The organism is Morganella sp. EGD-HP17 (assembly GCF_000512315.2).
Classification (GTDB): Bacteria; Pseudomonadota; Gammaproteobacteria; order Enterobacterales; family Enterobacteriaceae; genus Morganella; species Morganella morganii.
This window is the reverse complement of the sequence record NZ_AZRH01000004.1, coordinates 153,198-173,336: the sequence shown is the minus strand read 5'-3', so window position 1 is coordinate 173,336 and position 20,139 is coordinate 153,198. Positions and strand designations below refer to the sequence as shown.

The following is a 20,139-nucleotide window of genomic DNA, read 5'->3' as shown; positions in this document are numbered from 1 at the left end:
TGATGAGATTAATGGTTTACCTTAGGGGAAGGTCAATACAGGGGAACGTATAGTTATGCGGAGAAGTGTAAAGGTTTAAACGGAGGTCATAATGGTAACGCACCTGACATTACAGATAACAGCAACAGAAACCCGGATTTTTTCTGCGGAGGCTGATGTGCGGCTTCCGCTCGGTGACAGTGTGATTGACGGGTTTGTTTTTCAGCACTCGCCGGTGACAGCTTATGAAGCGGAAGTGGCAATTGAGCATATTGAAAACCGGATTATCCCGGCGCGGGCGGCATTACCGGCGGAAGACCTGATTTTGCATTGCCCTGATCCGCGGCTAAACTATTTACTGACCGGTGATGACGCGGGCTTCTTATCCACTGAGGAAATAGAACGCGGGTTTAATGAGATCGTGAATGTTATCAGCGGCAGCCCGGTATCATCAACATCACTCCCGTCAGACAAACAATTCACGGCATTTTTACTGATTATCCGTGAGATCACCCATCACTGGGGACTGGCCGGGCTGGTACCGGGAACTGCCGGAAAAAATGATGTGATTTAACATGTATACAGAATGACTCTTATCAAAATAAATTATAAAATTTGTATTATTATTTAGTCTCCGGGGCTGCCGCTCCGGCGATTGTATGATGACAGAGCAGAACAGATATGAGCATTACACTGATAAATAAGATTAAATCCGTTTCTTCCCAGTTTTCGGCCGGGTATTTCGGCATGGTCCTGGGGCTGATCGGCACCGGGATGGCATGGCGTTACGCAGCGGCTGAGCAGGGGTATCCGGCAATCATCGGTGAGGTGATTATTGGTGCCGGTTGTGCGGTCTGGCTGGTGCTGATCTCTCTGTTTATTATCCGCAGTTTCTGTTTCCCGGGAAAAATGACCGACGAGTTCCGTCATCCGGTCGCCAGCGGGTTCTCCAGCCTGTTACCGGCAACTACTGTTCTGGTGGCGATGGGGCTGACACCATACTTCCCGCTGTTTTCCACCGGATTATTTTCCCTCGGCGCAGTAGCACAACTGTCTTACGCCGCGTGGCTGGTCGGCTCCCAGTGGAAAGGGGAATACCCGAAAGCGGCGACCACCCCGGTACTCTATCTTCCGACTGTCGCCAATAATTTTATCTGCGCCATGGCGTGCGGCGCACTCGGTTTTACCGACCTCGGTATTCTTTTCTTCGGTGCAGGCGTTTTCTCCTGGCTGAGCCTGGAACCGGCGATTCTGAAACGGATCCGCAGTGACGGGCTGATGGATGAAAAATCGCGTCTCTCTTTCGGTATTCAGCTGGCTCCGGCACTGGTGGCATGCAGCGCCTATCTGGCGGTAAACCAGAATCATATTGATTTCTTTGCCAAAATGCTGCTCGGCTACGGGTTACTGCAACTGGTGTTTATGATCCGGCTCATCCCCTGGTTTACACAACAGGCATTTACCCTGTCATTCTGGAGCTTTTCATTCGGAGTGTCGGCACTGGCAAAATCCTCTCTGAATATCAGTATGTCTTCAGATAATGAATTTATTCACCTGCTGGCATTCACCCTGTTTATTTTTTCCAACGCCTTTATTCTGTTGCTGGTGGTGAATTCGCTGCGTCTGCTGGTCAGAAAGCAAATCACCCGCGCCCGTATCCGCGAAGAGAATTAATGTTCAGCCGCCGGTTCCCGGCGGTTATCAATTTGATTATTTATTAATCATTATTCTCATAATGATATCTGCGCTGAAAAACCCCGCTGTCGTGAGATGTTCAGTACGAATAGTGAACAATTTCACAAAGTGATCAAAAATTCCGTTATTAATCACATTTTATAACCCTTCTCCCCGCTAATCCGCCCTCCTGGTGTGGTTATTGCTTTATCTGTTGATACAGATTGCATGACAGCCGTCTGTTCTCCACAAGAGTCCTAAATAAAACAGATAGTTATTAACAGAGTCAGATAGTCAAATTCACGTACAGGAGAGAAGAGATGTCTGATCAACAAAACACAGCATCTGATCTTATTTACCAGCTCGAAGATAAACCCCCGTTTTTACAGGCGATTATTGGTGCCGTGACCCATCTGCTGGCCATTTTCGTTCCGATGGTCACACCGGCGCTGATTGTCGGCACGGCCTTACAGCTATCGCCTGAGACCAATGCGTATCTTGTTTCCATGGCTATGATCGCCTCCGGTGTCGGCACATGGTTGCAGGTAAACCGCTACGGCATGGTTGGTTCGGGGTTATTATCGATTCAGTCCGTTAACTTTTCATTTGTGACAGTGATGATTGCCATCGGAACCAGCATGCGGGCTGATGGTGTTGATGAAGAGCTGTTACTGTCCACTATCTTCGGTATCTCGTTTGCCGGCGCATTCTTAGTTGTGGGATCGTCTTTTATCCTGCCCTATCTGCGTCGTGTCATCACCCCGACAGTCAGCGGTATTGTGGTTCTGATGATCGGGCTGAGCCTGATAAAAGTCGGGATTATTGATTTCGGCGGCGGCTTCTCCGCCAAGTCCTCCGGCACCTTCGGTGATTATCAGAATATCGGTGTCGGGTTACTGGTTCTGCTGGTTGTTATCGGGTTTAACTGCTGTAAAAGCCCGCTGCTGCGCATGGGCGGGATCGCGATCGGGCTGATTGTCGGTTATATCTGCGCCCTGTTCCTGGGGATGGTGGATTTCAGTCAGATGAGCAAAGCCGCGTTTATCACGATCCCGGTACCGTTTAAATATGGTTTCTCGTTTAACTTCGCTCACTTCCTGGTGGTCGCTATTATTTATCTGCTCAGTGTGCTGGAGGCGGTCGGTGACCTGACGGCAACCGCGCTGGTGTCCGGGCAGAAAATTCAGGGACAGGAATTCCAGTCCCGTCTGAAAGGCGGGGTAATGGCGGATGGTCTGGTGTCTGTGGCGGCTTCCGCGATGAGCTCTCTGCCGCTGACCACCTTTGCCCAGAACAACGGGGTTATTCAGATGACCGGGGTGGCTTCCCGCCATGTCGGGAAAATCATTGCGGTTATCCTGGTGATCCTGGGGCTGTTTCCGGGGATCGGCTGGTTCTTTACGACGATTCCGGCACCGGTGCTGGGTGGTGCGATGACACTGATGTTCTCCATGATTGCCATTGCCGGGATCCGTATTATTCTGTCCAACGGTCTGCGCCGCCGCGAAACCCTGATTGTGGCGACCTCACTGGGGCTGGGGTTGGGTGTCTCTTATGACCCGGCGGTTTTCCACGTCCTGCCGACATCCCTTTACGCGCTGGCAGAAAACCCGATCTGTATGGGCGGTGTGACCGCTATTATTCTGAATTTAATTATTCCGATCAGTAAGGAAACCGAACCGGATGATATTGAAGAATCCGTGAGGGAAGAGGAAGTTTAATCAGCACAGCCTGACAGCCCGCTTATCTCAGCGGGCTGTCAGTATACGGACTTACCGGTGACTGAGTGCCAGCTTCACGGCAAAAAACATAAAAAGTCCGCCGGTCAGGCGATCCATCCACCGGATAAAGCGCCGTGATTTCAGCAGGCGTGAGGCGTAACCGGTCATCATAATCAGAGTCAATGACCAGAGCGTACCGATAACCACATGAATAGTGACGAGCAGAAATGTCCGGGCTATCAGCGGCTGTCCGGCAGGAATAAACTGCGGCAGGAAAGAGACATAAAATATCCCCTTGTGTTGTACTGAATGATTGACGGGGGTGCAGAATTAACTGAATACCCAGCCAGAGCAGATAAAGTGCCCCGCACCATTTAACGATATCGTAAGCCGTGGCAGACGCGGCGAGCAGTGCACCGAGACCCGGTGCCACGAAAAGCCCCCGGAAAAAGATAAAAAAGTGGTTTAACGATATTTTCCCAATAAGTATCAACTATAACAATAAGAGAAACGGCAAAGAAAGAATACGCTACCATGATTTTCCACACTTTTTTGAAGACAGTAACTGATTTACCAAATTTCCTGTTTTTCTGAACATCAGTGAGTTCTTTATACAAGTTTTCTTTTTCTTTATCTGACATTTTTTCACTGCGGATTTTCTGCAGCAGGCGTGTTTCAGTTTTTGTATGAAACAATGGCATCCATTAATTCAATATATTGCGGAGAGTGCTTATTACTGTTCATTTTGTCCTCATGAGTACTATTCAGTATTGTTCTGACAATAAAAAAAGCCGGCGGATACAGAGCATCAGCCGGCTTATGGATGTGTATTGAGTTACTGTGAAGTGTTACTCAATATTCTGAATCTGCTCACGCATCTGCTCAATCAGCACTTTCAGTTCAATCGCTGAACTGGTGATATCGGCATTGATGGATTTTGAGGCGAGGGTGTTCGATTCGCGGTTGAATTCCTGCATCATAAAGTCCAGACGGCGGCCGACGGCCTCTTTTTTCTTCAGGATATTATGGGTTTCTTTCACATGGGCATCGAGGCGATCTAACTCTTCCGCCACGTCAATGCGCTGTGCCAGCAGGATCAGTTCCTGCTCCAGACGGTTCGGATCGACCTGAATCTGTGCGTCGTCCAGTTTGCTCTGCAGACGCTCACGTTGCCATAACAGGATATCCGGCATCTGCGCACGGACTTTGCGGACTTCTTCGGTTACACCGTCGAGGCGCTGTTCGATTAAGGTCTTCAGTGCCGCACCTTCACGTTCGCGGGCATCGATAAAGGCGGTGATGGTGTTATCGAGAGCGGCCAGCAGTTCTTCACTGATGGTGTCCAGATCCTGCTCCTGTGCGGACATCACACCCGGCCAGCGCAGAATTTCCAGCGGATTGATTTCCCCTTCGTGACTGTAGTTTTTAACCCAGTTTGCGGCAGCAACCAGCTGTTTTGCCAGGTCTTCATTCATATTCAGCCCGCTTTGCGCGTTACTGCTCAGGTCAAAGCGGAGGTTACACTCAACTTTACCACGGGTCAGACGCTGACGCAGACGCTCGCGGATCACCGGCTCCAGGCTGCGGAGCTGTTCCGGCAGGCGGATGTAGGTTTCAAGGTAGCGCTGGTTAACAGAGCGGAGTTCCCATGCGGCAGTGCCCCACGGGCGTTTGACTTCCTGACGGGCAAACGCGGTCATACTACGGATCATGATATCTGTCCTGTGATGGATTTATTGCTCTGATTATAGCGCTGTTATGGTGTTAAGGCATAGGCATTCACCGGTTTAAGCCGTATAATGCGCCCCCAACAGTTAACTGAACCGGAGAATCACTATGAGTCAGTCATCACGTCCCGCTGGCCGGGGAACAGACCAGGTGCGTCCTATTACTATCACCCGTCATTATACCAAACATGCCGAAGGCTCTGTGCTGGTCGAGTTCGGTGACACTAAAGTGTTATGTAATGCCTCCGTTGAAGAAGGTGTACCGCGTTTCCTGAAAGGTCAGGGACAGGGCTGGATCACAGCCGAATACGGCATGCTGCCGCGCGCAACCAATTCCCGTAATGCCCGCGAGGCCGCCCGTGGCAAACAGACCGGCCGCACAATGGAAATCCAGCGCCTGATCGCACGTTCACTGCGTGCTGCGGTTGATCTGACCAAACTGGGCGAGTTCACCATCACCCTCGACTGTGATGTTATCCAGGCTGACGGCGGTACCCGTACCGCTGCGATCAGTGGCGCCTGTGTGGCACTGGCTGATGCCCTGAATCAGATGGTCGCGAAAGGTCAGCTGAAAGCCAGCCCGCTGAAATCCATGGTTGCCGCCGTTTCTGTCGGTATCGTGGACGGCGAGCCGCGTTGTGATCTGGAATATGTCGAGGATTCTGCGGCAGAAACCGATATGAATGTGGTCATGATTGATGACGGACGGATGATTGAAGTCCAGGGTACGGCAGAAGGTGCGCCGTTCAGTCATGATGAGTTGCTGTCGTTACTGGCCCTCGCAAGAGGCGGGCTGGAAACCATTTTCTCCGCTCAGAAGGCGGCATTAGAAAATTAATCAGAAGGCGACGTGATAGTCGCCTTTTTTATGCCTGTGATTCAGGCACGTTATCCGTCAATCAGAATCAGGAGATCCCGATGAAAGCTTATCAGCGCGAATTTATTGAACTTGCGATGAAAAAACAGGTACTGAAATTTGGTGAATTTACGCTGAAATCCGGCCGGAAAAGCCCGTATTTCTTCAATGCCGGGTTATTCAATACAGGGCGGGATTTGGCACTGCTCGGACGCTTTTATGCGGCAGCATTATGCGACAGCGGCGTACAGTATGATGTCCTGTTCGGGCCTGCCTACAAGGGTATTCCGATTGCAACGACGACAGCCGTCGCACTGGCCGAGCATCATGATCTTGATATGCCGTACTGTTTTAACCGTAAGGAAGCCAAAGATCACGGGGAAGGCGGAACATTGGTCGGCAGCCCGCTGAGCGGACGGATTGTGGTGGTGGATGATGTGATCACCGCCGGAACGGCGATCCGTGAGTCGATGGAAATCATCAGACAAAACAATGCTTCGCTTACCGGTGTGATGCTGAGTCTTGATCGTCAGGAAAAAGGCAAAGGCGAGTTATCCGCCGTCCAGGAAGTGGAGCGCGATTACGGTTGTCAGGTATTTTCCATTATCACACTGAATGATTTAATCAGCTATCTGGCGGAAGATCCGCAGATGGACAGCCATTTACAGGCTGTACGGGCTTACCGTGAGCAGTACGGGATTGAGATCTGAGCCGGACAGCAGGCAAAAAAAGCCCTCGCCCAATAAAACGGGCGGGGTGAGTAGTTTAACTAAAAACGGTATTACTGAAGTTGTGCAAGGATCAGCGGCCAGCGGGCTTCAAATTCCTGTGTTGGCCGGTACTTAAATTCTGAGCGTACAAAACGGGACAGCATGCCTTCGCAAAAGGCGAGCAACTGAGATGCTAACAGGCTTTCGTCATAAGTAAAACCGCTGCCGTCACGGATCCGCTTTTCTTTTAAGACCTGACGCAACTGAGCTTCGATTCGTTCATACAACTGATTAATTCTGCTCTGTAATTTATCCTGCTCAAACATCAGTGCGTGACCGGTCATGATACGGGTCAGGCCGGGGTTCTTTTCCGAGAATCCCAGAATCAGCATCAGAATCAGTTTTATCCGCGAGATAGTCTCTTTTTCATCCTGAAGGATGAGGTTTATCCGCGAAATCAGTGAGTCCTCAATAAATACGATCAGGCTGTCGAACATTTTTGTTTTGCTGGAAAAATGACGATAGAGCGCTGCTTCTGAAACACCCACACTGGCGGCAAGTTTGGCGGTTGTTATACGCTGACTGCCGTCACTGGACTCAAGCATCAGCGCAAGCGCCTGCAGGATCTCCTCGCGCCTGTTCTTCTTTTTTGTACTTTCTGCCATGTCAGATAAAACCCCTGCGTTAACGCAAAAACAAATCTGCCGACTGACAGCCGTACACCAGTACTGCTGTCAGAAAAGCGACGGAAATAACGGCGTTATTAGTATTATTGACGGCCTGAATGGCCAAATCCGCCGGCTCCGCGCTCGCTTTCGGTAAATTCTTCAACAATATTGAATTCAGCCTGAACAACAGGAACGATAATCATCTGTGCGATACGTTCGCCCGGTTCAATCGTGAAGGTGGTGTCGCCACGGTTCCAGACGGATACCATCAGTTGTCCCTGATAATCAGAGTCGATTAAGCCCACCAGGTTGCCGAGAACCACGCCATGTTTGTGGCCGAGGCCGGAACGCGGCAGTACCATTGCCGCCAGGGACGGGTCTGCAATATGGACGGCAAGGCCGGTCGGCAGTAACAGTGTCTGGCCCGGCTTCAGTTCAGTGGCTTCATCCAGGCAGGCACGTAAGTCCAGACCCGCAGAACCCGGCGTGGCGTAGGCCGGTAACGGAAATTCCCCGCCGATGCGCGGATCAAGAATCTTAATGTCGATTTTTTTGGTCATAGTGTTTCAGTATTTCGTCCAGTAAATGGTGGCTGAGCTCGGATTTGCTCATGTTCGGTAAGCTGATATCGCCGGTATGCCAGTACAGATGCAGGGCATTGTTATCACTGTTAAAGCCTTGGTTTTCAACAGAAACGTCATTGGCGCAAATCATATCGAGCTGCTTTTTCACCAACTTGCCGCGCGCGTATTCTTCCACATTTTGGGTTTCAGCTGCAAATCCAATCACAAATGGCCGGTTTTTTTCCAGTGCACCGACACCGGCGATCACATCCGGATTTTTCACCATCGTGAAGGTGATTTCGTCGCCCTGTTTTTTAATTTTCTCAGGCGCAACCGCTTTGGCGCGGTAATCCGCGACGGCAGCACAGCCGATAAAAATATCCTGCTGCGGGGCTGTTTTCTGTGCGGCATCATTCATTTCACAGGCACTGCTGACATCAATACGTTTAACACCCGCTGGTGTCGGTAGTGTGACAGGCCCGGCAATCAGTGTGACATCCGCGCCGCGTGCTGCGGCAGCCGCTGCAATGGCAAAACCCATTTTGCCGGAGCTGTGATTGCTGATAAAACGCACCGGGTCGAGTGCTTCGCGCGTCGGCCCGGCGGTAATGGCCAGACGGATGCCGGACATATCCTGTTTTTTACGGAAGTGCTGTTCTGCCCGTGAGACTATCTCTGACGGATCCAGCATGCGTCCCGGACCAACATCACCGCAGGCCTGGCTGCCGCTGTCCGGTCCCCAGACCGCAAAACCGAGCTGTTCCAGGTGCGCGAGATTTTCCTGAGTGGTCTGTGCGCGGTACATCTGCTGGTTCATGGCCGGTGAAACGGCAATAGTGGCATCAGATGCCAGGCAGATAGTGGTGACTAGGTCATTTGCCATGCCGGCGCTCAGGCGGGCAATCAGGTCAGCCGTGGCGGGCGCGAGAATAATGAGATCCGCCCATTTCCCCAGCTCAATATGACCCATTGCCGCTTCTGCAGCCGGGTCAAGAACGCTTTCGGCCACCGGGAAGCCGGAAACGGCCTGGAGTGTCAGCGGGGTGATAAATGCGGTTGCCGCAGGTGTCATGGCGACACGGACAATCGCACCCCGGTCACGCAGACGGCGGACAATCTCAGGGGCTTTATAGGCTGCGATACCACCACTGATACCCAGAACTATCTGTTTTCCTGTCAGTTCGGACATTGTGTTTTATCCAGTTATTTTTCGGAGATACGCGATTTTACCACAACACCGCCGTATAGGTAGGGTGCTGTGTATTTATCCAGCTAAATAATGTTTTTTCTTCGGCGCGTCTCGCAAAAATGGCGTGTTTTATGCGAAAAAACCGCCGGTACTGACATACTTTTTCCGGTAAAGCAGAGAAAACGGCGGGGGAAAAATGGATAACATAACCGGAAATACGGCACTGATGCCGAGAGAAAAACTGATTGCTTACGGGGCATCTGTTCTGAGTGATTCAGAACTGCTGGCTATTTTTTTGCGTACCGGTACCCGTGAGCGGCCGGTGCGGCAGTTTGCGGAGTATCTGCTGGACGTCTTCGGGTCACTGCACCGGTTGCTGACAGCAGGGTATGAGGAGTTTAAGCCTCTGCCCGGGATAGGGGACAGTAAGTTTTGCCAGATGCAGGCGATTGTCGAGTTGTCCAGGCGCTATTTCAGCAGTCAGTTTCAGGAAACGCAATTTCTCAGCAGTGCCTGTACTGTAAAGGCGTATCTTAACCAGCGGATGGCCGGGCAGGAGCGGGAAGTCTTTGCAGTACTTTTTCTCAATAATCAGAACCAACTTATACGTTACGAGGAGATGTTTTCAGGGACGGTAAACTGTGTGGAAGTACATCCCAGAGAGATTTTGCGCCTGGCGCTCAAAGTGAATGCAGTTTCTGTGATTCTGGCGCATAATCACCCCTCCGGTAACGAAAACCCCAGCCGGGCTGACCGTCTGCTGACAAAAAAAATTGTTCAGGCATGTGAGTTGGTGGGGATTAACGTGTTGGATCACCTGATTATCGGGAAATTCAATATGTTTTCGTTTGCAGAACACGAGCTGATCTGAGCAGTTTTTTTCGCAGAAACACACGATCTTTACTGTTCGGGTCTTGAGCGTTTGCGCCGGAAAGCGTATACTACGCCACCTTTGAGGATCTTGGGTTTGGCGAGAAGAGCCTATCTCAGCATATTTTTGCTGGTTGACAGAGCAATTTCCCGGCGAGTCAAAAGTAAGCTGAGATGGGCTCCTAAGCCTGACGAGGCAGCCTCACCCAATACAAAGCTCGAGCTGATTAGATTTTTGGAGAATAGACATGTCCCGAGTCTGCCAAGTTACTGGCAAGCGTCCGATGAGCGGTAACAACCGTTCTCACGCATTAAATGCGACCAAACGTCGTTTTCTGCCGAACCTGCACTCTCACCGTTTCTGGGTTGAGTCTGAAAAACGTTTCGTGACTCTGCGTGTATCTGCTAAAGGTATGCGTATCATTGATAAAAAGGGTATCGAAGCTGTTTTAGCTGATTTACGTACCCGCGGTGAGAAGTACTAAGGAGCTGAAAAATGGCTAAAGGTATTCGCGAAAAGATCAAACTGGTTTCTTCTGAAGGTACAGGTCACTTCTATACCACTACGAAGAACAAACGTACTATGCCTGAAAAACTGGAAATGAAAAAATTCGATCCGGTTGTTCGTAAGCATGTAATGTACAAAGAAGCAAAAATTAAGTAATTTCTGCTTCCTGATTGAAAAAACCCGGCCTCGGCCGGGTTTTTTATTGCCTGTTTACAGGTGAACGCTTGATTGACAGAGGGTAATATTGTCATCTGTTTTCACTCGCTGAGTTAGTTGATATAATATATTGCTATTTTATAAATTATTGGTGTTTTTATATAAAACGATATCTTTTCAAACGTTAATTGGAGATAAAATGGCAGATAAATCGGATACTTATCTTAAATACTGATTGTAAGAGTATTAAAATATTCAGATTGTTGTATCATTTACGGGTACTATTGTTTTATCAGAACATACAACTATAACGGCTGATTTATTTATTATTTTTATATAGTTTTTATATGATTACTGAGTTGGCGTGCCAGTGACAGCCAGAATCTGAATCAGTTTACTTCGCAGATAAAAACGAATGTTGGAATATGATATGAGTAACCCGGTTATTTCGGTCATGATTGCAGTACATAATGCGGAGTCATCAATCCTGGCCGCGTTAGAGAGTCTGGATAATGCCCTGAATGAGAATGGTTCTCCGGAGCATGTTGAAGCGATCATTATTAATGATGGCTCCACCGATAAATCGCTGGATCTTATCAACCATTATCAGCCACGAAACTTTATTAAAGTCGTTGAAACAGTTAACTTTTCTAATGTCGGGAAAGTCCGCCATTATGCATATTCATTATCCCGCGGCGAATATATCACAGCGTTAGACAGTGATGATATGCTGAAAAATGGTGCACTGAGCCGGGTTATGGACATTATGCGGGAGCATCCGTTTGATCTGCTGATAACCCGTCTGGATGAACATCATGATCGTAATCCGGTATTAGAAATTGAGGATAAACCTGTAGTATCAATCACTCAGGACAGGTTAAAAGAACTCTATCTGGAACATAAGACGGTAAAAGGTCATTTACTCGGCCGGTTTATCCGCAGGGATATCCTGACAGATGATATGTTCCCTGAAATTTATTGCTATGAAGATGTGGTTATTACAGCAAATGTTATTTGCGCTGCTCAGAATATTCTGATCACAGATACTCAGATTTATTGCTACTATAAACATCGCGGCAGCTTATCCACAGAGAAAAGTATGAATAAAACCGTTCTTTTCCTGCAAATTGTTTTATCAATGGAAAGCTTCTTTGTAAAAAATAAAAATGAAAAAGTGATGTTTGAAGGGTTGTTCGTTAAAGTATGTTCTGATTATTTATCAAGAAATAATAAACGTAAGCTTCCCCATTTTGTTATGGATCGGTTTAATAATATTAAAATATTCCGCTTTCTGTTCAGCTCTAAAGTAAGATTAAGCAGAAAAATTATGTTTTTAAAAATAAAATCAGCAGGAGTTTTTTAAATGTTCACAAGCAGAACATTACCAATTCTCATTGGTATGCTGATGACTTTCTCAATGGTTATTGCTTCTTTCGTGGATACCTTGTCACGGGACTCTTATTTTATACTGAGTTATTTATCTGTTATCGTGACACTCTGGCTGGTCTTTTTCAAAAAAATGTCACTTTTCCGTGACCGTGCTGTGTTGCTTGTTGCAGTATCGTTCCTGTTGTTTGGTATTTCCCGGGTTGCCTGGTCATTTCTGATGAATGATGACGGGTTGAGTATTTATAAAAACTACTCTCCCACAGCATCGAGAATCATACTCGGAGCATTTATTTTTTGTGTTTGTATTTTATTAAAAAATGAGTTGAAGTGTTTTTTCAGTAACAAATATATTTCATCTGTCATTAAGGTATTACCGCTCTATATTTTATTGTATGCGCTTTATGATATCTTTGTTTTGCATAAAGACAGAGTTGAGCTGGATACAAACCGGGCAACAGTAACTGCATACTTTATCAGTGCGATATTTTTTGTCAGCCTTCATTTTTGTTCGCGGGTGAAAAATAAACTGAATATTTCATTATTTTTTACTAATCTGATTGTTTCAAATGCGATTATTATTCTGACACAAACCCGTGCCGCAATAGCTATTTATCTTCTGCTTTCAGTTTTTTATACTGTCATTGTTTTCCGGAAGAGCCTGAATGTAAAAAAAGTCAGCATGGTTGTGGTACTTCTGCTGATTTTTGCCGGTACATCATATGAATTTTTATATAAGTCCCGTATTAATGAGGCAATCACTGAAACTCAGGGCTATGATGTGACAAAGCCGGGGGGATCGCTGGGTGACCGTTATACCATGTGGTATGCAGGGCTGTCTGCGTTTAAGCATGCCCCGATGGGGGAGTCTTTTCAGGCCCGTAATGATTTTATTTCAGAAAAAATAGCGGCTGGTGCAATCAGTGATTCAATATCAGTCTATCTGACGATACATCTGCACAGTGAACTGATTGAAGTGCTGTCATTGCAGGGGATTATCGGTGGTGTGCTGCTGGTGCTGATTTATCTCTCTCTGTTGTATGCTGGTATTCGTAATAAGAACGTATTACTGATAATGATTACCTTGTGCCTGGCCGGTTATGGTCTGACAGATGTCTTGTTCTTCAGTCGTGAGAGTATTACTGTTTATCTCCTGTGTATTGCAGTGGCCCTGGTGACCGGCGGTAAAGAAGATACCGCAGAACAGCCGCTGCCGATTGATCGCTGAGGAGGTATCTGTGCCGGAATTACCCGAGGTCGAAACCAGCCGGCGCGGCATTGAGCCGCATCTGGTCGGTAATACAGTGCGTTATGTTGAAGTCCGGAACCGGCGGCTGCGCTGGCCGGTGTCAGAGCAGATTGAGCGCCTGAGTGACCGGCCGGTGCTCAGTGTGCAGCGCCGTGCGAAATATCTGCTGATTGAGTTGCCGGAAGGGTGGATTATCATTCATCTGGGAATGTCCGGCAGTTTACGTATTCTTTTGGAAGAAACGCCGGAAGAGAAACACGACCATGTGGATATGGTGCTCGGTGACGGTAAAATTCTGCGCTATACCGACCCGCGCCGTTTTGGTGCCTGGTTGTGGGCAGATGATCTGGCAACCTGTCCGGTACTGGCGAATTTGGGGCCGGAGCCGCTGAGTGATGATTTTGACGCCGCGTATCTGTTCGCCAAATCCCGCAAACGAAACACACCAGTCAAAAGCTGGCTGATGGATAATAAAATTGTGGTGGGGGTGGGGAATATTTATGCTAATGAATCCCTCTTTTTATCCCGCATTCATCCGTTGCGTCCTGCCAAAGATCTGACTGAAGATGAGGTTGCCCGCCTGGTTGCCACCATAAAGCAGGTGCTGACGGAATCCATCAGACAGGGTGGTACCACGCTGAAAGATTTTTTACAGTCGGACGGAAAACCCGGTTATTTTGCTCAGGAACTGTTTGTGTACGGAAAACAGGGAGAGTGCTGTGCAAACTGCGGACAGAAGATTGAAGTGGTGAAAGTCGGTCAGCGGAGCACGTTTTTCTGCCCCGCCTGTCAGCACTGATTACGCCTTACCGAGTTTTTGCATCATCGCCTGTGCGACGGACTCCGGCAAAAATGCAGAGACATCACCGTCGTGCAGGGCCACATCTTTAATCAGGGATGAAGAAACAAAAGAGAGATTCTGCGATGGCAGGAGGAAAACACTCTCGAGATCCTGCGCAAAATGGCGGTTCATATTTGCCAGCTGCCATTCATATTCAAAGTCAGCAACAGACCGGACACCCCGGATCAGCACATTGGCATTTTGCTTTTTGGCAAAATTCGCCATCAGCTCAGAAAACCCCAGTACTTCCACATTCGGGATGTGAGAACACACGTCTTTGGCCAGTGCAACCCGCTCATCGAGGGTAAACATCGGATTTTTACGGCTGCTGTTGGCGATCGCCAGCAGAATGTGATCAAACATTTTTGAGGCGCGCTCAAGAATATCGATATGTCCGCAGGTAATCGGGTCAAAAGTGCCGGGATAGATTGCGCGTGTTTTCATGATGCTGACTCATCGTTGTTACTGACGGACCACAAAGTGGCGTATTTATTAAAGGTATATTGTGCGTTCACAAATGCAAGGATAAGCCCCTGTTTACCATCCAGGAATCCGGCTCTCAGCAGCCAGGTTTTACAGAACGCACCGGCGGTGTGAGTCAGAACAGAGAGGAAAGAGCAGCGTTTACCGGCCAGATGACGGGCTTTTGCCCAGTCAGCAGCATAGCGCAGCTGCTTTTGCTGAAACTCCGGTAAATCGCGGCAGGTCAGGTGTAAGACATCCCCTTTCAGTGTGATGACATTGGCACCCTGTGTCTCCAGAGATTCATGAACTGCATTGCAGTTGTACTGATATTGCTCACGGGGATATAACCGCAGGACATGATCCGGATACCAGCCGCTGTGTTTCATAAAACGCCCGAGAAACAGATTACGGCGGGCAAAACGATAAACTGTATTTTTCTGCGGCGTGGTAAGTACCTGTTCAATGGATTGTTTCAGCTCCGGCGTAACCCGCTCATCAGTATCGAGCATCAGGATATAATCCCCGGTGGCATACTGCTGGGCAATCTGCCGCTGACGGCCGAAGCCCGGCCACTCCCGGTTTTCATATACCTGAGCTCCGGCATGGCGGGCGATGGTCAGTGTGTCGTCCTGACTGCCGGAATCGAGCACAATGATTTCATCCGCCAGTCCCTGAACAGAGTTCAGGCAATCACCGATAACATCGGCATTGTTTTTACTGATCATCACAACGGAGAGACGTTTTTTATCTGTCATCAGTGGCTCCGCGGTGGCAGATAAGGCCCGAGCAGTTGCATCAGACGGTGCAGTGCGCCCTGATTTTCATGAAGTACCTCAGCGGCGTGCCGTCCGCAGTACAGCCGGTAATCCTCATCATTGAGCAGATTACTGACGGCGTCACTCAGACTCTGTTCATCAGTGACTGTCAGCAGGGCATCGGCCTGCTGTAATTTGCCGCAGATATTTTTGAAGTTGAAGGTGTGCGGTCCCATCAGTACCGGCAGGGCGTGCGCGGCAGCTTCCAGCGGGTTATGTCCGCCGCGTTCAACCAGGCTGCCGCCGACAAACGCGATATCTGCCAGTCCGTACAGCAGCATCAATTCACCCATAGTGTCTCCGACCACCACCTGTGTTTCCGGTGACGGAATGGTGTTGCTGCTGCGCATGACGTAGGTCAGACCGGCTTTTTCGGTCAGTTCCCTTGCTTTGGCAAACCGTTCCGGATGGCGCGGCACCAGGATCAGCAGCAGGTTCGGAAAGTGGTTCAGCAGGGTTTTATGGGCACTGAGGATAATTTCCTCTTCGCCTTCATGAGTGCTGGTTGCGATCCAGACCGGACGGCGGGCAGCCCACTGACGGCGCAGTGTGACGGCTTTGGCGGCCAGTTCCGGTGTGACAGAAATATCGAACTTCAGGCTGCCGGTCACATGCAGTTGCTGGCGGCGCAGGCCGAGCTCAATAAAGCGTTCCCCGTCTTCCTGATTCTGCGCGGCCACCAGGGTGATCCGGTTCAGGATGGTTTTTACGAAACTGCCTGCTTTCTTATAACCGGCGGCCGAGCGCGCTGACAGGCGGGCATTGGCGATCACCAGCGGAATTTTCCGGCGGTGCAGCTCGGTTATCATGTTTGGCCACAGTTCGGTTTCCATCACGATCACCAGTTTCGGCTGAACAGTATTGAAAAACCGTTTCATTGACCCCGGCAAGTCGTAAGGCAGATAGACGTGATAAACATCATCACCTAATGCTGATAAAACCCGCTCTGAGCCGGTCGGTGTCATAGTGGTGACAGTGATAGGTAACGTCGGATAATGGTGGCGCAATGCTCGGACCAGCGGCACTGCGGCGAGTGTTTCGCCGACAGAAACCGAGTGCAGGATGATACCGCCGGTGCCGGTTTTTCCTTTACAGAAACCATAACGTTCGCCCCAGCGTCTGCGGTAGGCCGGGGAGCGGCGGCTGCGCCATAACAGACGTAACCAGATAAGAGGTTGGATCAGGTAAAGCAGAACCTGGTATACACGCAGTAACATTTTATCAGTTTCGCAGATAAGATTGCGGCAATAGTAGCATAAAACTAACACGAATAGCGCATTAAAAAGCATAAACCCGGCGTCGCTGACGGCGGGATCCCCGCTGCCCGGCACAACACACTGCGCTATCTGTTAATACTGCCGGGAACGATTTGTGGTAATCTGTGCCTCAGAGATTGATACACCTTATTCCCTGATTTCTGTCTGACCCAAATGGAACTCTTATGCAAACAGCATCAGCGCCGGTACAGCGTATTTTAGTAATAAAACTCCGTCATCACGGCGATATGCTGCTGATAACGCCGGTGATTAATACTCTGAAAGCGAATTACCCGGATGCTGAGGTTGATGTCCTGCTGTATCAGGAAACAGCACCGATGCTCAGCCGCCATCCCGGCATCAGCCATATTTTTGCCATGGACAGAGCCTGGCGTAAAGAGGGAACCTGCAAACGTATCGGGCATGAGTGGCATTTACTGAAATCACTGCGCCGCCGCCGTTATGACCTCGTGGTGAATCTGGCTGATCAGTGGTACAGCGCGATTGTGACCCGTTTCACCGGTGCCCGTATCCGTATCGGGCTGGATCTGCGGAAACGGCAGAGTATTTTCTGGAAAAAATGTTACACCCTGCTGGCAGATACCTCACAGGAACTGACCATGCATACGGTGGAGCAGAATCTTAACGGATTAACCCCGCTGAATCTGCCGGTGACTGATAACCATGTCACCATGGCCTGTTCAGAGGAAGACCGGCAGAAGACTGAACAGCTTTTGCAGCGCAAACAGGTGACCGGTGACTATATTGTGGTACAGCCGACATCCCGCTGGTTCTATAAATGCTGGGATGACGACAAGATGAGTGAGGTTATCCGCACACTGGCGGATGACGGGCACCAGATTGTGCTCAGCAGCGGGCCGGATCCGCGCGAAAAAGCGATGATTGAATCTATTCTTGCGCCCTGTCAGCAGGCTGTTGCCGACGGAAAAATTGTGTCCGTTGCCGGAGAACTGACGTTGCCGCAGCTCGCGGCACTGATTGATCGTGCAAAACTGTTTATCGGTGTGGATTCTGTGCCGATGCACATGGCTGCCGCCCTGCAAACGCCGATGGTGGCTCTGTTCGGCCCGACGAAACTGGTGTTCTGGTCGCCGTGGCAGGCAACCGGTGAAATTATTAAAGCATCGGATTACGGGGAACAGCCGGACCCGGATGACGTGGACACAAGGACGGACGAACGTTACCTGAGTCCGATTCCGGCAGACGCAGTGATTACCGCGGCACGGAGATATTTATGAAAAATATGCGTCTGGCGATTGTTCGTCAGAAATACCGCCCGGACGGCGGCGCGGAGCGTTTTGTATCCCGGGCGCTGGAAGCACTGGATAACCGGAATCTGGAGCTGAATGTTATCACCCGTTCCTGGCAGGGTGCTGCGGCTCCCGGCTGGCATATTCATGTGGTGAATCCGCCGAAATGGGGACGGATCAGCCGTGAGCGGGGATTTGCCAACGCTGCCCGTGCCTGCTGGCAGAATGAAAAATTTGATATTGTTCAGAGCCATGAACGCATTGCCGGCTGTGATATTTTCCGGGCCGGGGACGGTGTGCACCGCCGCTGGCTGTTACAGCGGGCGCGGGTACTGCCCGCCTGGCGGGCAAAACTGTTGTTTGCCTCGCCGTACCACCGTTATGTGATGAAGGCGGAGCAGGAGATGTACCATGATCCGCACTTTAAGCAGGTGATTTGTAATTCGGAAATGGTAAAAAAAGAGGTGATGGAAGACTTTGGTTTGTCAGAGTCGCAAATAACCGTCATCTATAACGGGATTGATTCTGAAAAGTTCCATCCGCTGCCGGAATCAGAGCGTCTCGCGCTCCGGCAGACTTATCAGATCCCGGCGGCGGCAAAATGTCTGGTGTATGTCGGTTCCGGGTTTGAACGCAAAGGACTGGCGGCGGCGATTATGGCGGTCAGCCGCAATGATGCGTATCTGCTGGTGGTCGGTCAGGATAAGGCAGAAAAAAAATATCGACAGCTGGCAGCATCCCTGGGTTGTGCGGATCGCATCCGTTTTGCGGGTATGCAGAAACAGACACTGCCGTTTTATCAGATGAGTGACGGGCTGCTGCTGCCGACACTGTATGATCCGTTCCCGAATGTGGTACCCGAGGCGATGGCCTGCGCACTGCCGGTGATCACCAGTACCACCTGCGGCGGGGCGGAATTTATCTCACAGGGTGAAGAGGGTTTTGTCTGTGATGCGCTGGATATTGGCGGTCTGGCAGAGGCGGTCTCGCAACTGCCCTGTGATCACCTGAGCAGCCGGATGTCTGAATGTGCACGGCAGCGGGTTTTACCTTATACACCGGCGGCGTTATCACAGCAGCTTATCGATCTCTACGGGCGGGTCCTGGCATAATGAAACAGCATATTTTATTTATTATTGACGGTTTACCGGGCGGCGGTGCTGAACGGGTGGTGCTGAGCCTGAGCCACGGGCTGGTTCTGACCGGTTATGATGTCACTCTGTTATCTCTCAGCAATACCCGCGATTATGATATCCCGGAAGGGGTGGATTATCAGGTCTCTGCGGATACTTACCGTGGCTTGTTCCACCGCCAGACTGAAATCCGGCGCCGTGCCGGAAAAATGGATGCTTTCTTATCTGATCTGTTTGCCCGCAAAGGTAAACCGGTACTGGTGGTGTCCAATCTGCATAAAACTGACCGTATTGTCGCCGCATCACAGGCACTGACCGGGCTGAATGTCTGGTTCTGCCTCCACGGCATGTTTTCAGCCAGTTATCTCGGCAATAAAACCGGCCTTCGCCGCCGTCTGAAACAGGAAAAAATCCGCCGGGTGTATAACGGACGGAATATTATTGGCGTCTCCGGTGCGGTGTGCCGGGATCTGTGTGAAAACGTAGGCGTGACGCCGCAGCAGTGCGTGACCATTTATAACCCGTTTGATGTTGCGGATATTCAGTACCAGTCGCAGAAAGATAACCCGTACCAGGGGCAGGATTACATGGTTCACCTCGGGCGTTTTCATGAGGTGAAACGGCAGGATCGGTTACTGACCGCGTTTGCACTGGCTAATCTGCCGTGCAAACTGCTGCTGGCGGGACAGGGCAGCCAGTCTGCCACACAAACACTGAAAAACCAGGTAGCTGAACTGGGGCTGGAAGAGAGGGTGGAATTTATCGGTTTTCAGTCAAAACCGATGCCGATTATCCGAGGTGCGAAAGCTGTGGTATTAAGCTCTGACAGTGAAGGACTTTCTTCTGTTCTGATCGAATCACTGATCTGCGGCACACCGGTGGTCAGTACCCATTGCCCGGGAGGAATCGGCGAGATCATGACCGGCGAACTGGCAGCGTATCTTTCAGATATGACACCGGTGAGTCTGGCGGAAAAAATCCGTCTGGTTTATGAACACCCGCCGGTGATCACCCCTGAGATGTATCAGAAATTTGAGCAGCAGACGATTGTCAGCCAGTACTGTGATTTAATTCAGCCAGTCCCGTCAACACACGCGTGAGG

The 20,139-nt window shown here is 49.9% G+C and carries 22 protein-coding genes and 1 pseudogene; 14 read left to right on the top strand and 9 right to left on the bottom strand.

All coding sequences use genetic code 11. The features are described 5' to 3' along the window. Positions 1-91 precede the first annotated feature (91 nt). The 3 genes from X965_RS06460 to X965_RS06450 all read left to right on the top strand — a co-directional run bounded on the left by X965_RS06460 (position 92) and on the right by X965_RS06450 (position 3,374). Positions 92-553 carry a hypothetical protein gene (locus X965_RS06460; protein WP_036417454.1) on the top strand — a complete coding sequence of 154 codons (462 nt, stop codon included), beginning with the start codon at positions 92-94 and terminating at the stop codon, positions 551-553. Positions 554-660: 107 nt separating this feature from the next. Then, positions 661-1,653, top strand: coding sequence for a dicarboxylate transporter/tellurite-resistance protein TehA (gene tehA, locus X965_RS06455; protein WP_036417452.1), 993 nt, complete (start codon positions 661-663; stop codon positions 1,651-1,653). Positions 1,654-1,973: 320 nt separating this feature from the next. Continuing rightward, positions 1,974-3,374, top strand: coding sequence for a nucleobase:cation symporter-2 family protein (locus X965_RS06450; protein ID WP_004236677.1), 1,401 nt, complete (start codon positions 1,974-1,976; stop codon positions 3,372-3,374). Between the two features lie 51 nt (positions 3,375-3,425). Here X965_RS06450 and X965_RS06445 read toward each other — a convergent pair. The 3 genes and pseudogenes from X965_RS06445 to X965_RS06435 form a co-directional block, all read right to left on the bottom strand. Beyond that, positions 3,426-3,816 (bottom strand): annotated as a pseudogene (locus X965_RS06445) (LysE family translocator); the annotation flags it as partial. After that, entirely contained in the window at positions 3,749-4,075 is a 327-nt protein-coding gene (locus X965_RS06440) for a hypothetical protein (protein ID WP_072144559.1), read from the bottom strand. The gene X965_RS06440 and the pseudogene X965_RS06445, both read right to left, overlap by 68 nt. Before the next feature lie 147 nt (positions 4,076-4,222). Then, a complete protein-coding gene (locus tag X965_RS06435; RefSeq protein ID WP_032098039.1) occupies positions 4,223-5,086 on the bottom strand; it encodes a YicC/YloC family endoribonuclease in 864 nt (287 codons plus the stop codon). Positions 5,087-5,210: 124 nt separating this feature from the next. Between X965_RS06435 and rph the strand changes: the two genes are divergently transcribed. Beyond that, complete coding sequence (gene rph, locus X965_RS06430) at positions 5,211-5,939, top strand: ribonuclease PH (RefSeq protein WP_004236673.1); 729 nt, start codon at positions 5,211-5,213, stop codon at positions 5,937-5,939. 80 nt (positions 5,940-6,019) lie between these two features. After that, on the top strand, positions 6,020-6,667 hold the full coding sequence (gene pyrE / locus X965_RS06425; RefSeq protein WP_004236672.1) for an orotate phosphoribosyltransferase: 648 nt from the start codon (positions 6,020-6,022) through the stop codon (positions 6,665-6,667). Between the two features lie 71 nt (positions 6,668-6,738). Here the strand turns inward: pyrE and slmA are convergent, their stop codons facing one another. From slmA to coaBC, 3 genes are all read right to left on the bottom strand, one after another. Next, positions 6,739-7,332, bottom strand: a complete 594-nt coding sequence (gene slmA / locus X965_RS06420; RefSeq protein ID WP_004236671.1) for a nucleoid occlusion factor SlmA — start codon at positions 7,330-7,332, stop codon at positions 6,739-6,741. Between the two features lie 104 nt (positions 7,333-7,436). Continuing rightward, the gene (gene dut, locus X965_RS06415; RefSeq protein ID WP_004236669.1) at positions 7,437-7,895 is read right to left on the bottom strand and encodes a dUTP diphosphatase; all 459 of its coding nucleotides are present in this window, start codon (positions 7,893-7,895) and stop codon (positions 7,437-7,439) included. Continuing rightward, positions 7,873-9,087 (bottom strand): bifunctional phosphopantothenoylcysteine decarboxylase/phosphopantothenate--cysteine ligase CoaBC, encoded by a 1,215-nt coding sequence (gene coaBC / locus X965_RS06410; RefSeq protein ID WP_036417449.1) that lies wholly within the window; start codon positions 9,085-9,087, stop codon positions 7,873-7,875. The genes dut and coaBC overlap by 23 nt, the downstream gene beginning before the upstream one ends. A gap of 196 nt (positions 9,088-9,283) precedes the next feature. Here coaBC and radC point away from each other — a divergent pair, with 196 nt between their 5' ends. The 6 genes from radC to mutM all read left to right on the top strand — a co-directional run bounded on the left by radC (position 9,284) and on the right by mutM (position 14,055). Continuing rightward, the gene (gene radC / locus X965_RS06405) at positions 9,284-9,958 is read left to right on the top strand and encodes a DNA repair protein RadC (protein WP_004236667.1); all 675 of its coding nucleotides are present in this window, start codon (positions 9,284-9,286) and stop codon (positions 9,956-9,958) included. 247 nt (positions 9,959-10,205) lie between these two features. After that, a complete protein-coding gene (rpmB, locus tag X965_RS06400; RefSeq protein WP_015422374.1) occupies positions 10,206-10,442 on the top strand; it encodes a 50S ribosomal protein L28 in 237 nt (78 codons plus the stop codon). Positions 10,443-10,453: 11 nt separating this feature from the next. After that, on the top strand, positions 10,454-10,621 hold the full coding sequence (gene rpmG, locus X965_RS06395) for a 50S ribosomal protein L33 (RefSeq protein ID WP_004236665.1): 168 nt from the start codon (positions 10,454-10,456) through the stop codon (positions 10,619-10,621). Between the two features lie 430 nt (positions 10,622-11,051). Continuing rightward, complete coding sequence (locus X965_RS06390) at positions 11,052-11,984, top strand: glycosyltransferase family 2 protein (protein WP_228342867.1); 933 nt, start codon at positions 11,052-11,054, stop codon at positions 11,982-11,984. Further along, positions 11,985-13,235: an O-antigen ligase gene (locus X965_RS06385; protein WP_036417445.1), complete on the top strand. Its 1,251-nt coding sequence runs from the start codon at positions 11,985-11,987 to the stop codon at positions 13,233-13,235. It abuts the gene before it with no gap. A gap of 10 nt (positions 13,236-13,245) precedes the next feature. Further along, positions 13,246-14,055: a bifunctional DNA-formamidopyrimidine glycosylase/DNA-(apurinic or apyrimidinic site) lyase gene (gene mutM / locus X965_RS06380; RefSeq protein WP_036417443.1), complete on the top strand. Its 810-nt coding sequence runs from the start codon at positions 13,246-13,248 to the stop codon at positions 14,053-14,055. On the opposite strand, the gene coaD is transcribed toward mutM, so the two are convergent. From coaD to waaA, 3 genes are read right to left on the bottom strand one after another with little or no spacing between them, the layout of a single operon-like run. Then, positions 14,056-14,541, bottom strand: coding sequence for a pantetheine-phosphate adenylyltransferase (gene coaD / locus X965_RS06375; protein ID WP_004240132.1), 486 nt, complete (start codon positions 14,539-14,541; stop codon positions 14,056-14,058). After that, positions 14,538-15,317, bottom strand: coding sequence for a glycosyltransferase family 2 protein (locus X965_RS06370; protein ID WP_036417441.1), 780 nt, complete (start codon positions 15,315-15,317; stop codon positions 14,538-14,540). The genes coaD and X965_RS06370 overlap by 4 nt, the downstream gene beginning before the upstream one ends. Then, complete coding sequence (gene waaA, locus X965_RS06365; protein ID WP_032098072.1) at positions 15,317-16,594, bottom strand: lipid IV(A) 3-deoxy-D-manno-octulosonic acid transferase; 1,278 nt, start codon at positions 16,592-16,594, stop codon at positions 15,317-15,319. Before waaA ends, X965_RS06370 begins: the two co-directional genes overlap by 1 nt. A gap of 224 nt (positions 16,595-16,818) precedes the next feature. On the opposite strand from waaA, the gene rfaQ reads away from it, so the two are divergent. The 3 genes from rfaQ to X965_RS06350 are packed head-to-tail and all read left to right on the top strand — an operon-like array spanning position 16,819 to position 20,137. Beyond that, on the top strand, positions 16,819-17,892 hold the full coding sequence (gene rfaQ / locus X965_RS06360) for a putative lipopolysaccharide heptosyltransferase III (RefSeq protein WP_004236656.1): 1,074 nt from the start codon (positions 16,819-16,821) through the stop codon (positions 17,890-17,892). Then, entirely contained in the window at positions 17,889-19,016 is a 1,128-nt protein-coding gene (locus X965_RS06355) for a glycosyltransferase family 4 protein (RefSeq protein ID WP_004236655.1), read from the top strand. The genes rfaQ and X965_RS06355 overlap by 4 nt, the downstream gene beginning before the upstream one ends. Then, entirely contained in the window at positions 19,016-20,137 is a 1,122-nt protein-coding gene (locus X965_RS06350; protein WP_004236654.1) for a glycosyltransferase, read from the top strand. The genes X965_RS06355 and X965_RS06350 overlap by 1 nt, the downstream gene beginning before the upstream one ends. Positions 20,138-20,139 lie beyond the last annotated feature (2 nt).